Origin of the sequence: Paenibacillus sp. Lou8.1 (assembly GCF_024213565.1) — a bacterium.
In the GTDB taxonomy this organism is placed as follows: Bacteria; Bacillota; Bacilli; order Paenibacillales; family Paenibacillaceae; genus Paenibacillus; species Paenibacillus polymyxa_B.
On the sequence record NZ_JANAVN010000002.1, the window covers coordinates 196,788 to 212,572 of the forward strand.

A 15,785-nucleotide genomic window follows, 5' to 3' on the forward strand; every position below is an offset into this window, starting at 1 on the left:
TCTACTCTACCTGCCTTTCCCCCATCTTGTTTTTAATGGTTTTACGCGGTTCCAGCTCACTGGATCGCTTAATGCCAATGACCTGCGCATTCGTTCTCCACAGTTGGCTATAACCTTCGTTGTTTCGCTCCCATTGTGACAACGAGAAAAATTTAATTTCCGCTATCGTTTTGTCTGTATCATCCAAAATGAAGCGCAAATAACTGTCCTTCTTCGAAACTTTCGGATCAATAGTCACCTTGCCATGCAGCTCTTTCGGTAATCTGAAGTAGACCTGTTCATTAGAATCACGATACTGCTGCTGCTTAAAAAGCGTCCCTTTCGCCCCGTCCCACTGATAGAACGACACAAAATATGGAACCTCATCCAGCGGCTTGTTACTCCAACCTTTAGGCTTCTCCAAATTACCAAATTCCAGAATGCCGTCACCATCCACATCACCACTGGCGATGGTCGCATCCTTGAAGGTGACATCCATAAGATTAAGCTTCCTGAGCTTGCCGTGATCCATCACAATAACATTGGAAACGGTAGTGGTCTGGGCAATTTTGGTGTCTATAATAATCCCCTGCCTACCCTCGGCTACCTTGCCAGCAACGACATTATAGACACTTAAGACCTGACTGTCCAAATCCAACGATCCGATTTCCTTAAAGGTTCCCCCACTGAATTGAAACGTTTTAACAGTAAAGAATTCATTACGTCGCAGCGTGATAATCGTCAAATCATTCAAATTATCCCCGTTCAAGTCCATCTTGTTATGGTTAAAATCATCTACGACGAAGTCCGTATAACCTGTAGCATATATTTTCTCCAGAGTTCCTCCGGTATAGGAATACACGATGAGTCCCTTCTGATCCCCGCCATCGCCACTATCTCCGCTGGAAAAACCCGCTACAATATCGAGTGTTCCATCATTCGTTAAATCCACGAGCTTAAATGACTCCAGCACAGTGCCTTCCCCATCAAACGTCAGCTTCTTTACCCACGTTCCGCCCTGATCTTCAAACAAGGCACCATGTATTTTTACGCTCTCATCTGGTGTTTCATAAAAGAGCACTGCTTCGTCTGTGCCATCATTGTTCAGATCACCCGTCCGAATTGGTGTCGGGTCATCTGGGTCATTCGGCCTTAAAGGCTGTACCGCCCCTAGCTGCGTATTCACTGCACCATTCAACTGCTGTTTCTCGTCAGACATCGTCGGTGTCTCCATCAGCGAAATGGGATCGCTAATAACATTACAGCCGCTTAAAAATCCAGCAAGGAGCAGCAAGGAACAGCAGCCAGCCACCATTCTTAACAGCATTATATTCACTTCTCTTGCCGTCCCCTTCACAATTTGTTCTTTTCTGCTTGTGTCAATCGTCTTCCCTGAATATCAAACACCAATTCACCATCATTCAACCCCCATATACGGGAAGCAAAGCGTTCAGCCATTTCCAGCGGCAATACAGTCATGATCGTCACCCGCTCGTCAGAACACAGCTTGCGAAAGGTCTCCAATACATGCGCTGCCGAAGCTGGATCAAGTCCATTTACAGGCTCATCAGCTAAAATAACTTTAGCTCCGTGCACGAGAGCACGCGCAGTCGCTACCCGCTGCCGCTCGCCACCGCTGAGCTTGTCACATTTATCATGCGCCTTATCCAGCAGACCCAGATCCTCCAGTACGTCCATCGCTCCCATATAATCGTCGGAACGCACCATACCCGTCACCATTCTCCACATTGGAGTTTGACCGGATCTGCCAATGAGCACATTTTTAAGAGCGGTTCGATTCATATTTAGATGCGGGTTTTGCTCCAGGTATGCCCATTCCCGCTTTATTTTCTTCTTGCCCGTCCACCCGGATTTCAGCACATCATTGCCACCTACAATTAAACTGCCTTCATCCCATGGCTCTTGTAAAGCAAGACAGCGAAGCAGCGTTGTTTTGCCGCTTCCACTTGGCCCCACTATGGCAATGAATTCGCCCTGATGAATTTCAGCATCAATTCCTCGAAGTAGCTGGGTCCGTTCAGGCCCCACTTGCTTGGTCAGCTTCCGAATTTTAATCATCTAAGTGATTCCCCTTTGCGCGCCATCAATACTGTTTATATTTTATAGTAAATGTGAAACAAATACCATGCAAACCGCAGTTTTAAACCGCCGTTACTCTTTTTCTGGAAAACAAACCTAACAATCCGAAAACAACGTAACTACCTCCAAGGACAAGAAACATACTGCCTTGAGTTCCAAAGTCCAGCAACCCTCCGCTAATATTAGGTCCGATCACACTTCCCAGATTAAAATGAAAGGATGCCAGTACATTCGCGGCTGCTAAAAATGATTTGGGCAACAGATCAGCGGCGTAGGCCAAACCGAGGGAGAAAAAGGAGCCTACTAAACCACCTGCTAGAGTCAGCAATATCAAAGTGAACATAAAATGATTGCCGCTCCAAGGTAGCAACATAAAGGTCATTCCCCCTGCTATACCTACGCTCATTAGCACCTTTTTACGTCCCCAACGGTCACTCAATATCCCTAGCGGTAGCTGCAGCACTAACCCTCCCAAACTGACGAACGGCAGCAAGGCGGCGATTTCATCGGTATGAAAGCCAATACGCAGGCCATAGACTGGAAAGTTACTGTTCAGGCTCGCTTCCATATAGCCGTATAGAAATGCAGGTAAAAGAGCGTACCATGCCCAGCTGTAGCTGCGACGAAATCTTTGAGTGGGACGAGCCTCGGACTCCAGCCTCTCCGGTCTGGAGTCCGGCAGCTTAATTAACACCAACAGCAAAACAAGCAAGCATAATAAGGCCAACGCAGCGAATGGAACCAGCATTCCATAATCGAGTAGCCATAATCCCAATGGTCCTAATGCAAAACCCAGACCGTATGACATACCATAAAAGGAAATGTTGCGGCCTCGCTTCTCTGCTGGAGTCACCAGCAATATCCATAGCTGCGCAGAGTAGTGTAACGCACTGTCACCAATACCTACTAGCAGACGCAGTATGAACCATACCCGAATATCAGGGATTAGCGGGAATAGCAGCAGCGTAACGAGCACTAGCACAAGCCCTCCGGCCATCAGCTTTTTGAACCCTAACCACCCCAATGTCCGTTCTGCCACCAACGTCATTGCGAATGAACCAATATACAGGGCAGCCGCATTCATTCCGTTTAGTGAAGATGAAACTCCCATTTGTTCCAACGAGATAGACAGAATAGGTAATAATAAACCTTGGCATAATCCGGCAACAATAATAACAGCAATTAAAATAAAATAATGAACCCGTAACGACGACGACATCCTAGCTCCTCCTGATCGGACAAATAAAATAATTAAAATCAATGTTAAGAAATGATTTGCATTTGATTCCATAATCAATAATAATTCTTATCACTATGTATTCCATGCTGTCCTGCAAAACCGGCAAATCACATATACAAATTCAGGTGTAATTAGTGTATTAAAGAATAGAAGAAAAAAATCGCCATCTGAGATGACGATTTTACGGAAAGAGCTTGTCTGGTATGTATCCGACTCCTTCGGTTAAGGAGCCTCGTATGTTCAATCCGAACCCATTCACGTCACAACGCACTATTTCATATTATAGTGGACAATCTCTGGCAGAACAAGCCATAATAAATAAGTGAGCAATTATTAAAATGCTCATGTTTTGCTTATGGACGGGCTTAATTACGTTCACCGCTCTGGGCTAGAAGACAGAATAGGAGGCATTGGTTCCATGAGTTATCAAATTAAAATAGACACTTCTCCAATTTATGAATTGCTCGGCAGCTTCATGGCCTATGTGACTAAAAAGTGGGTCCAAGATATGGACTTGGGCCATGAATGGATCGACAAGGTAGATGCACGACTACAACATGAAGTTCGTACTGAGCTTGCTACAGCTCAGGATTGCCCTTTTAGCGATTATGACGCACTCTATGCCTGGGCGTTACTTCGACCGGCATCGGATGAAATATCTGATTATATCTCTTATTTGGACCACGGTCCGGATAAAGATATGTTTGAGCTGCTCGTTCCGCATATCCCTTTTTTAACCTTTGAAGAATCTTTACGCATTCGTAAGGTATACGCACCACTCCTTAGATTGTGGGATCGTGATTATTTTCGGGCCTTGGAAGGCGAACTACGTGTGTTGGCAGAAGAAGACGCTGCGGAAAAGCGCATGCTGCTGAGTAAGATGGAACCGGAAGCACTGGTTGAATATGCGACAGCTGGACTAGTCGTGCCACACGTGGAAGACCTGGATACAGTAGTCCTATTTCCGGTAGTCCATAATCGCCCGATTAATTCATACTGTTTTTATACCCGCACACTTCTGATCCAGTATCCGGTAGATATCCCCGAGGAGAGCGAGGAAGAACCGCCTACGCTTCTGCTACGGCTAACTCGTGCGGTCAATGATCCGCAGCGGCTGCGAATTCTACGTTATGTAGCTCAAGGTCCTAAGTCTCTCGAAGATATGCGCCACGATTTGAGCCGTTTGGAAGATACACTCATGTCTGATATGATGATTTTACGAGTGGCTGGTCTGCTCCGTATTCACATCGGACGTTATCATAAGGAAAAATTCAGCATCCGTCCCGATGGCGCGGCTGATTTACAGGTATTTTTGGAATCCTATATTGGATTGTAATTTGAATTGTACTTTTAGTTATAACCGAAGCAGCGTTAAAGCTTTGGCTTGGAAGGAGTATGCATCATGTCGTATCCGAAGCAGCACATTTTATTTGATCTTGATGACACCTTAGTCCACTGCAACAAGTATTTTGACCTTATCCTCAACCACTTTTTCGATTTGCTTCAGGAATGGTTTGCAACTCATAACCTAACGAAAAATACGATTCGTGAAAAACAAATCGAAATTGATGTGGCTGGAGTTCATCAGGTGGGCTTTGCCAGCGAGCATTTCCCACAATCTCTGATAGATACGTACCAATTTTTCTCGGAACAATTCGGACGCCGTCTCGATTCACGGGAAGAGCAGGAGCTTCGCTCTCTTGGCCGAAGTGTATACGAACAGGAAATCGAACCGTATCCAGGCATGGTCGAAACGCTGAACTCCCTCCAAAAAGCAGGGCATTCCCTTCATCTTTATACTGGTGGTGAGCAGATCATTCAAGAAAGAAAGATTGAACAAATGAAACTGGCTACCTACTTTGATGACCGCATCTACATTCGTCAGCATAAAAATGTTGATGCACTGGAAGAAATCATCCAGATGAATCGCTTGGACCGAAGCATCACCTGGATGATCGGGAATTCTCTGCGCACTGATGTATCTCCAGCCCTTGCCGCAGGTATTCATGCTGTCTATCTCAAGCAGCCTAAGGAATGGATTTACAATATGGTTGAATTGCAAAAAAACGTGAACTCCGTGATGTATACGATACAGAAGCTGACGGAAGTACCACGGGTTATCCACGAAAGCATACAATTACATCAACAAAAAAGGACCCTCGGATAGGGTCCCTTTTTTGTATTTAAATTGTTATTCAACCTTTGATTCAGCCAAAATAGTAGTCTAAACCCTGTCTCAGGATTCCTCTCGAACGCTAAGTTGTCCTGTACCTGGTTCATTCAGAATAATTCGCGCTTTGACGGTCGATCCATCTTTACGCTTAAAAGACAACAATTGCGTCTGTCCCTTTGTCAACAGAGACTTGAGCATCGTTTCGGTAATCTGCTTGCCAGCATATTCCTTCCAGACGACAAAACCACAGCCCTGCTTGTAGTGGCTGCACCCATACCCTTTACGCCCTTCAATAATGCTTCCGCCACAATTAGAGCATGGGCAGCTACCCAAAGCTTGCCTTTGGCTCACTGAAATGCCTGAGGGTCCGTCAGAAGAGCTGCGTGCAGCGGAACCTGCTGTTCCCGCAGCACGACTTGCTGGTGGTGCTGCTTGCTCCAGCGTTGCGCTTCCAGCGTTGCCACCGCGTCCTGATGTAGCACGCCCCACCCCCTTGGCGGCGGTGCGTCCACTCGCACGTGCACTACGTGCGCCTTCTTTTCCAGCCGCACGCTTCCCCCTTGCTTCCTCGCCAAAGGCATCTGCCGGAGCTGGTGGCTGCTGCCTCACCTTGTCAATGATGGACAACGTAAATCTTTTAACGTTATCCATAAATTTCTCCTGAGCCGCCTCACCCTTGGAAATTTGATGTAGACGACGTTCCCATTGACCTGTCATCTCCGGCGAGGCTAATAGATCAACCCCGGCATGACGGATCAGATCAATAGCCATCTTTCCCTTTTCCGTAATAAGAATCTTTTTGCCCTTCATTTCAATATAGCCAACCTTTTTCAATCGTTCAATTGTGGCGGCCCGTGTGGCAGGTGTGCCTAAGCCGGCATCCTTCATGACCTCACGTAATTCCTCATTCTCCATCTGTTTGCCCGCGCTTTCCATCGCCTTGAGCAATGTACCCTCCGTGTAGCTTTTGGGGGGCTGAGTTGCCTTTTCTTTCATCTCAGCGCGAACACACTCCACCGGACGCCCCGCATCAATCTCAAACTTCTTGTCCGTCCACTCGTCCGTTTCCTCTTCATCCTCTTTTTTCGATGATTTGCTCTTTTTACCTTTATCCTGGTCAACCTTACTTAAAACCACTTTCCATCCCAAGGAAAGAAGCTCTTTGATATTTGTTTTAAACAGATGCTTGTCCACTTGCGTCATTACGGTATGCATTTTATATTCAGCAGGCGGAAAAAAATGCGACAAAAACCTACGAATAACCAGGTCATATACATTTTGCTCCTCCTTGCTTAGCGTACCTGGTCTTTTTAACGTTGGCAGAATAGCATGGTGATCCTCAACACGAGATGGATTGCAGACCGATTTATTCTGTTTATGGACCAAGTTGGGGTTGGCTTGTTGTACCAGATCAGCATAAGGACCTGTCCCCAGCATCCGTAGCGCCTTGTGCATGCCGTCTATATTTTGCTCTGTCACATAGTTAGAATTAGTACGCGGATAAGAAATGACCTTGTGACGCTCATAAAGCGCTTGGGCCACATCTAGTGTTTTTTTGGCCGAATAACCGTACTTGGCATTCGCCTCGCGTTGAAGCAGCGTTAAATCGTACAATTTAAAAGGATACTCTTTTGTCTGCTTCGTGTCATATTTGGTGATTTTACCCGTTTTTCCGCGAACGGCTGCAGCGATCTCCTCAGCTTCCTCTGGCTTCGTCAGCCGATCCCCCTGCCACGCACCTTTGTACTTGATCTGATCTTGCTTAAATTCAGCCCACACATCATAGAAGGTTTGAGACTGAAATGCCTCAATTTCCTTTTCCCGGTCATGAATCAATGCCAGCACGGGAGTCTGCACCCGCCCTACTGACAGCAGTGTATTATGTCGTGTTGTGAACGCTCTGGAAGCATTCATTCCGATCAGCCAATCCGCTTCACTTCGTGCCCTCGCAGCTTGAGTCAGAAATTCAAACTCTGAAGCATCTCGTAATCGTTCAAAGCCTTTCGCAATACTCTCCGCTGTCAAATCTGAAATCCACAGTCGCTTAACTGGCTGATGCAACTTCAATTGCTGTTGAATCAACGCAAAAATATATTGCCCTTCCCGTCCAGCATCACAAGCATTTACGATGGCATTGCAGCGTTTAGCCAGTTCACCAATTATTTTCAGCTGATCCTTTGTTTTCGGATTCGGTACAATTTTGAACTGCTCAGGGATAATAGGAAGATCCTTAATATTCCATCGTTTGTACTTAGTATCGTATGCATCCGGCTCAGCCAAACCCAGCAAATGTCCGATCGCCCAGGTTACAATGTATTTCTCCCCTTCCAAATAGGTACGGTTATTTTTTGCCCGCGGCTCCATAACGGCGGCAATCGTCCGTCCCATATCTGGTTTCTCAGCAATAATCAACGTCTTCATTCATACTCCATTCCTTCCTGACGGCCTTCTGTTTCTCCTCCATGAATCATACATATACATGGAATGTTAATGAAAACACAGGTATCCCGGCCTCATGCAAAAGGAGCCTTCTCCCGACGAAAGCTCCTTTGTAAATTCATTTAGTCAAACGCTTCAACAATATACGTGTATTATACCATAGATACCATGGTTCTCTCAGGTCATGATTTTATACAGTCAACAAAAGTTATGTATATGTTAATTTATATTACATAAGAATCGACTTTTATTTAATTTTCTTGTGAAATAATCCTTTTTTCTATAAAAAAATCTACACTAAACACCCATTTTTATGTTATGATCAATTTAGATAAGAAATATATGGTGATACGATTAAATTTAAGTTATATTATATAACATATATTTCACAATGTTTCACAGCTCAATAATCATTTATTCATTTTTCGCTTCTGGCAGACTCAGCTTGAAATACAATAAAGCCCCATCCGAAGGATGGAGCTTTGACTGATCCGTAACATGAAATTTATAATTACACCAAAACGGTAGCGCCCATGAGGTATTTATCAACTTCTCGTGCAGCTTCTCGACCTTCATTAATAGCCCACACGACAAGACTTTGTCCGCGACGCATATCACCTGCAGCAAAAACCTTATCCACATTAGTAACATATTTTCCATAACGTGCTTTAACGTTGGAACGACGGTCCGTCTCCAAACCAATTTGCTCTACAATCGTTTGCTCAGGACCATCAAATCCAATGGCAATAAGAGCAATTTGTGCAGGGAATACGCGCTCCGTACCTGGAATCGGTTGATAGATTTTGCGCCCTGTTTCATCAACAATCCGTTGAATTTGAATGGTGTGCAGCTCTTTCAGATTACCGTTCTCATCACCTACAAATTTGGTCGTCATGATGGAGAACTCACGTGGATCTTCTCCGAACAACGCCTTAGCTTCTTCCTGTGCATAATCGAGAGAATACACGTTTGGAAATTGCGGCCAAGGATTGGCAATCGGGTCACGCTCCATAGGCGCTTTGGTGTGTGTGCCAAATTGAGTGACACTCCGACATCCATGACGCAAAGAAGTAGCTACACAGTCCGAACCCGTATCACCGCCACCGATTACAATAACGTCCTTACCTTGGGAAGACAAATAGTTGCCATCTTCCAGATTGGAGTCCAAGTAACTTTTGATGGTACCATTCAGATAATCCATCGCATAATGAACACCCTTCAAATCGCTACCTTCAATGTTGAATTCTCTTGGCTTAGTAGAACCACCGCATAGGACAACAGCATCATATTCAGCAATCAACTGATCGGTAGGGATATCTTTGCCGATTTCCGTATTTGTGATGAATTGAATACCTTCAGCCTCCAGCAAATCCACACGCCGCTGAACAACCTTCTTATCCAATTTCATGGACGGTATGCCATACATCAATAATCCACCCACACGATCTGCACGCTCATACACAGTCACGCTGTGCCCTGCTTTGTTAAGCTGTGCAGCCGCAGCCAAACCTGCCGGACCCGAACCGACAACAGCCACTCGTTTGCCTGTACGCTTTTCTGGCGGATTAGGGACAACCCAGCCTTCCTCAAAACCCTTTTCGATAATAGCTTCCTCAATGGTTTTAATTGTAACAGACTGTCCGATCAGGCCGACTGTACACGAACCTTCACATGGCGCAGGACAGACACGACCTGTAAATTCCGGGAAGTTATTCGTTTTGTGCAGCCGCTCTAGCGCTTCCTTCCACAAACCACGATATACGAGATTGTTCCATTCCGGAATGAGATTATGAACCGGGCAGCCTAAAGTTGCTCCCATGATATCCATCCCCGTATGACAATAAGGAGTTCCGCAGTCCATACAACGCGCCCCTTGGGTACGCAGCTCTTCTTCAGACATATGCTTATGGAATTCTTCCCAATCCTTTATACGCTCTGCCGGGTCCCGGTCTGTAGGAAGCTGTCGTGTGTATTCCATAAATCCAGTTGGTGTAGACATGTTACGTTCCCCCATCTCTTCGCTTATGAACCCCGATCATCCATTCAGAATTTAAGTCAAATTCGAATTTGTCTGTTGTATTATGAAAGGGTCTGTTCTCGTTGAATTTGATTTATTGTATCACAATACAGCGTAAAAGTAATGAAAACTTATGCAACTTTTTGCATCAACACCAAAAGGATTTTTTATATGGTTTATTAATTTTTCAAATGAGTGGGGTCGGCTACAGTCTATTCTTATTCCGTTTTCTCGTAAACAACAAAACGGTACTCATATGGATTTCTGTCATCCTTGATACCCGGAGTCTCACTAAGTATATTCCAACCGTTCCAATCCAGCTCAGGGAACGTTGTATCACCTTCAAAAGTCTCCTCAATCCGAGTCACAATCAGCCGATCGGCATGTGGCCAAAACAGTGCATAAATCTCTGCTCCTCCAATGACCATTAGCTCCTCCTGCTTTGCTAATTGGAGCCCTTCTTCCAGTGAATGAATCACTTCCGCACCTTCCACCTGATAACACTGATCTCGAGTTAAGACGACGTTACGTCGGTTTGGCAGGCTTTTTCCTCCAAAGGATTCCCACGTCTTGCGCCCCATGAGTACCGTTTTATTAATCGTCTGCTCTTTGAAAAAGGCCATGTCTCTAGGGAGGCGCCAGGGAAGTTTGTTATCCTGGCCAATCACACCATTTTGTGCCATAGCCCATATCATTGAAATGCCCATTTTTCCACCTCCTCTAATCAGATGGCGACAGGCGCCTTAATCCCTGGATGATACTCGTAATTTTCAAAAGCAAAATCGTCATAGGTATAATCAAAAATCGAATCCGGTTTGCGCAGAATTTTTAACTGAGGCAACGGATAAGGATCACGTTCCAGCTGTGTATGCACTTGTTGCATATGATTTGAATAAATATGCACATCGCCGCCTGACCAAATAAATTCGCCGGGCTCCAAACCACACTGCTGTGCAACCATATGCGTAAGCAATGCATAACTCGCGATGTTGAACGGCAGCCCTAGAAAGGTATCCACAGAACGCATTGTTAGCATACAGGAAAGCTTTCCTCCAGCTACATAGAACTGAAATACAAAGTGACATGGCGGCAACTTCATGGATTCGATTTCTGCCACATTCCAAGCACTGACGATGTGTCGACGTGAGTCTGGATTGTTTTTAATAGCCTCTATGACATTCGCAATTTGATCAATATGTTGCCCGTCTGTTGTTTCCCACGAGCGCCATTGCGATCCATATACAGGCCCCAGATTCCCCTGCTCGTCCGCCCACTCATCCCAAATGGTAACTCCGTTCTCCTTGAGATAAGAAATGTTGGTATCTCCCCGCAAAAACCATAACAGCTCATGAATAACGGATTTCAAATGAACTCTTTTGGTGGTCACCAAGGGGAAGCCCTTGGCCAGATCAAAACGGAGTTGTCTTCCGAAAACAGATAGTGTACCCGTTCCTGTACGATCCTCTTTTTTTACTCCATTCTCTAAAATATCCTCCAGCAGTTCCAAATAGTTGCGCACGTTATTCCTCTCCTTTGAGCATGAATAAAAACCTGGCATCGCCAGATTCTAATCTTTAAAATTCTTTTTCTGCACCAATATCTATATTTAGTTTATCATGTACGGTGCTTCGTTGACTATGTACTGTGTGAATTTTCATAGTAGTCCTGAAAATCCTAAAGTTTGAAAAAAAGAGACAAAGAGCGCAAATATAGCGCTCCTTGCCTCTCTTTGTCATGTATGAAAACCAAAAACGAGATAATGAAAAATGGTATTAGCGACGTGGTGCCAATGCATGGATCGGATGACCCAGCACGACTTCCGCTGCTTCCATAACGATTTCGCCCAATGTAGGGTGAGCATGAATAGTCAAGGAGATATCTTCGAGTGTAGCACCCATTTCAATCGCCAGACCCAGCTCAGCAATAAGGTTGGAAGCTTCCAGACCTACGATTTGCGTACCCAGTACCAGACCTGTGTCAGCGTCAGCTACGATTTTCACAAAACCTTCAGCAGCGTTCAGGGAAACCGCACGACCGTTTGCTCCATAAGAGAACTTGCCAACTTTGACATTGTAGCCTTTTTCTTTGGCTTCTGTCTCTGTGTAGCCTACGCTGGAGCATTCTGGATCTGTGAAAACGACAGCCGGCATACATTTGTAATCTACTACAGACGGCTCGCCTGCGATTGCTTCAGCAGCCACTTTACCTTCGTAAGAAGCTTTGTGTGCCAGAGCAAGACCAGCTACGATATCGCCGATTGCAAAGATGTGAGGAATGCTAGTACGTCCTTGGTGATCAACTTTCACCATTCCGCGCTCATCCAGTTCTACGCCGATCAGATCCAGACCCAGTTCACCGTCTGTGTTTGGACGACGTCCAACAGTTACAAGCAGATAATCAGCAGTTACTTCTTTACTTTCGCCGTTAACGGAGAATTTCACCGTTACGTCTTTATCTGTTTGCTCTGCACTTTCCGCTTTAGCACCAGTGAAGATTTCGATACCAGTTTTCTTCATGCTTTTCGCAACGATCGAAGTCATATCTTTGTCGAAACCAGGAAGCACTGTATCCATACCTTCAATGATCGTTACTTTGGAACCGAATTTGGAGTACATTTGTCCAAGCTCTGCACCAATGTATCCACCACCGATTACGATCAGGCTTTTTGGAATTTCAGGCAGGTTCAATGCTTCTGTAGAAGACAGAATGCGTCCGCCAAATGGGAATGGTTTCAGTTCGATTGGACGGGAACCTGTTGCGATAATTGCATTTTTAAAACGGTAACGTGGTGATTCATGTTCGTTGAATACACGCGCTTCGTTTTCGTTGATGAACATGCACTCGCCATTGAAAACTTCAACTTTGTTGCCTTTGAGCAAGCCGCTTACGCCGCCTGTCATTTTTTTAACAACGCCGTTTTTGAATTCTTGTGTTTTAGCAAAGTCTACTTTTACATTTTCAGCTGTAATACCGAAGGACTCGCCATGTTTAGCTGCTTCGTATTGGTGAGCTGCAGAGATCAAAGCTTTGGATGGAATACATCCACGGTTCAGACAGACACCGCCCAGCTCAGATTTGTCAACGATCAATACGCTTTGTCCCAATTGTGCGGCACGGATGGCAGCTACATAGCCGCCAGGACCCGCACCGATAACCAATGTGTCAATATCCAGAGAAGCGTCTCCTACTACCATTGATTACACCTCCATAACAAGCAACTCAGGGTTAGCGAGCAGCTGTTTGATATAGTTCATGAAGTTTTGAGCAGTTGCACCGTCAATAATACGGTGGTCAAAGCTCAAGGAAAGAGCCATTACTGGAGCGGCTACAATTTCACCGTTTTTCACGACTGCTTTTTCACTGATGCGGCCAGTACCCAAAATCGCAACTTCAGGGAAGTTAATGATTGGAGTAAAGAACATACCGCCTGCAGAACCGATGTTAGTGATGGAAATTGTACTTCCTCTCATTTCGTTCGCAGCCAATTTTCCATCACGACCGCGCACAGCCAGATCACGAATGGAATCAGCAATCATCCAGATACTCTTACGATCAGCATCTTTGATAACAGGAACGATCAAGCCGTTGTCTGTATCTGTAGCGATACCGATGTTGTAGTATTTTTTGTAGACAATTTCGTTTGCTTCTTCGTCGATTGTGGCATTCAGAGCCGGGAATTGACGGGAAGCAGCAACCAAAGCTTTTACGATGAATGGCAGGTATGTTACTTTTGTGCCTTTCTTCTCAGCAATTGGTTTGATACGAGTACGGAAAGCAACCAGTTCAGTTACATCTACTTCATCCATAATCGTAACGTGCGGAGCCGTATAAGCCGATTTAACCATAGCATTGGAAATAGCCTTGCGGATACCTTTAAATGGTACGCGCTCTTCCTCAGCACGTGGATCTGCTGCTGGTGCGGATGCTGCTGCAGCTTTCGCTTCTTTCTTAGCAGGCTCTTGTGCTTTTGCAGCTTCTTTCGCTACTGGTGCAGCCGCTTGACCTCCACCATTTTTGAAAGCTTCTACATCTTCTTTGGTGATTTTACCATTTTTGCCGGAGCCACTCACTTGAGCGATGTTTACACCTTGCTCACGAGCAAATTTGCGGACACTAGGTGTAGCTAGTACATCTTTGTTAGAAGCAGCAGGAGTTGCAGCTGGTTTAGTGTTAGCTCCGCCTTGTGCAGCATCCTGTTCTTGTTTAGCAGCAGCTGGTGCTTCTTCTTGTTCAGGAAGTTCACCCTCTGCAGCGATTACAGCTACGACTTGACCTACGTTAAAGATGTCGCCGTCTTTGGCAAATACCTCTTGTACTGTGCCATTGACCGGACAAGGAACTTCAACTACAGCCTTATCGTTTTGTACTTCCATGATGATATCTTCATCTGTTACTTTGTCGCCGGGCTTGATGTGCATCTTGATGATTTCGCCTTCGTGAAGACCTTCACCCAGCTCTGGGAATTTATATTCAAATCTAGCTGTACCTGCAGCTCCGCTTTGTGCAGCAGCACTTGGCTCAGGGCTAGCAGCTGGTGCTTCTGGTGCTTCTTCTTGTTCAGGAAGTTCACCTTCTGCATCAATTACAGCTACGACTTGACCTACGTTAAAGATGTCACCGTCTTTGGCAAATACTTCTTGTACTGTACCATTAACCGGACAAGGAACTTCAACTACAGCCTTATCGTTTTGTACTTCCATGATGATATCTTCATCTGTTACTTTGTCGCCGGGCTTGATGTGCATCTTGATGATTTCGCCTTCGTGAAGACCTTCACCTAGCTCCGGGAATTTATATTCAAATTTAGCCACGTTTAAAACCTCCCAAATTTACGGTGTGCTTTAATTAAAATTCCAATACTTTATTAACCGCATCAATGATACGTGTTGGCGTTGGCAACCAAGTATCTTCAATTTGAGCAAAAGGATAAACGGTATCCGGGCCTGCTACACGCAGAACAGGTGCTTCCAGATGCAGGATTGCTTTTTCGTTAATTTGTGCAATAACTTCAGCAGCTACACCGGAGCTCTTTTGCGCTTCTTGAACCACGATAGCACGGTTGGTCTTTTGAATAGAAGCAACAACGGTATCAATGTCAATCGGACTAATGGTACGCAAATCAATGATTTCCACTTTGATACCTTTTGTTTTTTCCAGCTCATCAGCAGCTTTAACCGAAGTGTGCACCATCATACCGTAAGTAATGATCGTCACATCGGAACCTTCACGAACTACGTTAGCTTTGCCCAGTTCAACTGTGTAATCATTCTCAGGAACTTCAGCGCGGAATGCATGATACAAGTTCAAATGCTCCATGAAAAATACTGGATCATTGTCGCGAATAGACGCGATCATAAGACCTTTTGCATCGTAAGGGTTGGAAGGAACAACAACCTTGATACCAGGTGTTTGAGCCAGAAGGCCTTCCAAGGAATCTGTATGCAGCTCGGCTGCCTTAACACCGCCACCAAAAGGTGTACGGAATACGATTGGAGAATTGTAACGTCCACCGGAACGGTAGCGCATACGGGATGCTTGAATTGCCATTTGATCGAGTGCTTCAAAGATAAAGCCTACGAACTGGATTTCAGCTACAGGGCGGAAGCCTTGGATACCCAGACCCACAGCAAGACCCCCGATTGCGGATTCCGCCAGCGGAGTATCGAATACACGTTCTTCGCCAAATTCTTTTTGCAGACCTTCTGTAGCGCGGAATACGCCACCTACATGACCTACGTCTTCACCGAAAAGCAGGACGTTAGGGTCGCGTTTCAACTCTACGCGCAGTGCGTCACGAATCGCTTCTTTCATGTTCATTTGTGCCATTTGCTTCATTT

At 45.3% G+C, this 15,785-nt stretch carries 12 protein-coding genes; 2 read left to right on the forward strand and 10 right to left on the reverse strand.

Annotated elements, in window-relative coordinates:
- Window position 1: 1 nt before the first annotated feature.
- From NLX78_RS03705 to NLX78_RS03715, 3 genes are all read right to left on the reverse strand, one after another.
- A complete protein-coding gene (locus tag NLX78_RS03705; protein WP_323873410.1) occupies window positions 2-1,336 on the reverse strand; it encodes a hypothetical protein in 1,335 nt (444 codons plus the stop codon).
- Complete coding sequence (locus NLX78_RS03710; RefSeq protein ID WP_254325511.1) at window positions 1,333-2,058, reverse strand: phosphonate ABC transporter ATP-binding protein; 726 nt, start codon at window positions 2,056-2,058, stop codon at window positions 1,333-1,335. Before NLX78_RS03710 ends, NLX78_RS03705 begins: the two co-directional genes overlap by 4 nt.
- Before the next feature lie 82 nt (window positions 2,059-2,140).
- Entirely contained in the window at window positions 2,141-3,298 is a 1,158-nt protein-coding gene (locus NLX78_RS03715; protein WP_254349638.1) for an MFS transporter, read from the reverse strand.
- Window positions 3,299-3,737: 439 nt separating this feature from the next.
- Here NLX78_RS03715 and NLX78_RS03720 point away from each other — a divergent pair, with 439 nt between their 5' ends.
- Both NLX78_RS03720 and NLX78_RS03725 read left to right on the forward strand, forming a co-directional pair.
- A complete protein-coding gene (locus tag NLX78_RS03720; RefSeq protein WP_254349639.1) occupies window positions 3,738-4,655 on the forward strand; it encodes an ArsR family transcriptional regulator in 918 nt (305 codons plus the stop codon).
- Between the two features lie 66 nt (window positions 4,656-4,721).
- Complete coding sequence (locus NLX78_RS03725; RefSeq protein WP_254349640.1) at window positions 4,722-5,486, forward strand: HAD family hydrolase; 765 nt, start codon at window positions 4,722-4,724, stop codon at window positions 5,484-5,486.
- A gap of 69 nt (window positions 5,487-5,555) precedes the next feature.
- Here NLX78_RS03725 and NLX78_RS03730 read toward each other — a convergent pair whose 3' ends face one another.
- The 7 genes from NLX78_RS03730 to NLX78_RS03765 all read right to left on the reverse strand — a co-directional run bounded on the left by NLX78_RS03730 (window position 5,556) and on the right by NLX78_RS03765 (window position 15,774).
- Window positions 5,556-7,913, reverse strand: a complete 2,358-nt coding sequence (locus tag NLX78_RS03730) for a type IA DNA topoisomerase (protein ID WP_254349641.1) — start codon at window positions 7,911-7,913, stop codon at window positions 5,556-5,558.
- 529 nt (window positions 7,914-8,442) lie between these two features.
- Entirely contained in the window at window positions 8,443-9,930 is a 1,488-nt protein-coding gene (locus NLX78_RS03735; protein ID WP_061831490.1) for a glutamate synthase subunit beta, read from the reverse strand.
- Between the two features lie 236 nt (window positions 9,931-10,166).
- Complete coding sequence (locus NLX78_RS03740; RefSeq protein WP_254349642.1) at window positions 10,167-10,655, reverse strand: dihydrofolate reductase; 489 nt, start codon at window positions 10,653-10,655, stop codon at window positions 10,167-10,169.
- 17 nt (window positions 10,656-10,672) lie between these two features.
- Window positions 10,673-11,467 carry a thymidylate synthase gene (gene thyA, locus NLX78_RS03745; RefSeq protein ID WP_013310507.1) on the reverse strand — a complete coding sequence of 265 codons (795 nt, stop codon included), beginning with the start codon at window positions 11,465-11,467 and terminating at the stop codon, window positions 10,673-10,675.
- Between the two features lie 253 nt (window positions 11,468-11,720).
- The gene (gene lpdA, locus NLX78_RS03750; RefSeq protein WP_061831492.1) at window positions 11,721-13,142 is read right to left on the reverse strand and encodes a dihydrolipoyl dehydrogenase; all 1,422 of its coding nucleotides are present in this window, start codon (window positions 13,140-13,142) and stop codon (window positions 11,721-11,723) included.
- 3 nt (window positions 13,143-13,145) lie between these two features.
- Window positions 13,146-14,759 carry a 2-oxo acid dehydrogenase subunit E2 gene (locus tag NLX78_RS03755; protein WP_165177008.1) on the reverse strand — a complete coding sequence of 538 codons (1,614 nt, stop codon included), beginning with the start codon at window positions 14,757-14,759 and terminating at the stop codon, window positions 13,146-13,148.
- A gap of 34 nt (window positions 14,760-14,793) precedes the next feature.
- A complete protein-coding gene (locus NLX78_RS03765) occupies window positions 14,794-15,774 on the reverse strand; it encodes an alpha-ketoacid dehydrogenase subunit beta (RefSeq protein WP_039271308.1) in 981 nt (326 codons plus the stop codon).
- Window positions 15,775-15,785 lie beyond the last annotated feature (11 nt).

Coding starts and splice junctions, on each gene's coding strand:
- NLX78_RS03710 (WP_254325511.1), bottom strand. CDS start 2,058: ATGATTAAAATTCGGAAGCTGACCAAGCAAGTGGGGCCTGAACGGACC.
- NLX78_RS03715 (WP_254349638.1), bottom strand. CDS start 3,298: ATGTCGTCGTCGTTACGGGTTCATTATTTTATTTTAATTGCTGTTATT.
- NLX78_RS03720 (WP_254349639.1), top strand. CDS start 3,738: ATGAGTTATCAAATTAAAATAGACACTTCTCCAATTTATGAATTGCTC.
- NLX78_RS03725 (WP_254349640.1), top strand. CDS start 4,722: ATGTCGTATCCGAAGCAGCACATTTTATTTGATCTTGATGACACCTTA.
- NLX78_RS03730 (WP_254349641.1), bottom strand. CDS start 7,913: ATGAAGACGTTGATTATTGCTGAGAAACCAGATATGGGACGGACGATT.
- NLX78_RS03735 (WP_061831490.1), bottom strand. CDS start 9,930: ATGTCTACACCAACTGGATTTATGGAATACACACGACAGCTTCCTACA.
- NLX78_RS03740 (WP_254349642.1), bottom strand. CDS start 10,655: ATGGGCATTTCAATGATATGGGCTATGGCACAAAATGGTGTGATTGGC.
- lpdA (WP_061831492.1), bottom strand. CDS start 13,142: ATGGTAGTAGGAGACGCTTCTCTGGATATTGACACATTGGTTATCGGT.
- NLX78_RS03765 (WP_039271308.1), bottom strand. CDS start 15,774: ATGGCACAAATGAACATGAAAGAAGCGATTCGTGACGCACTGCGCGTA.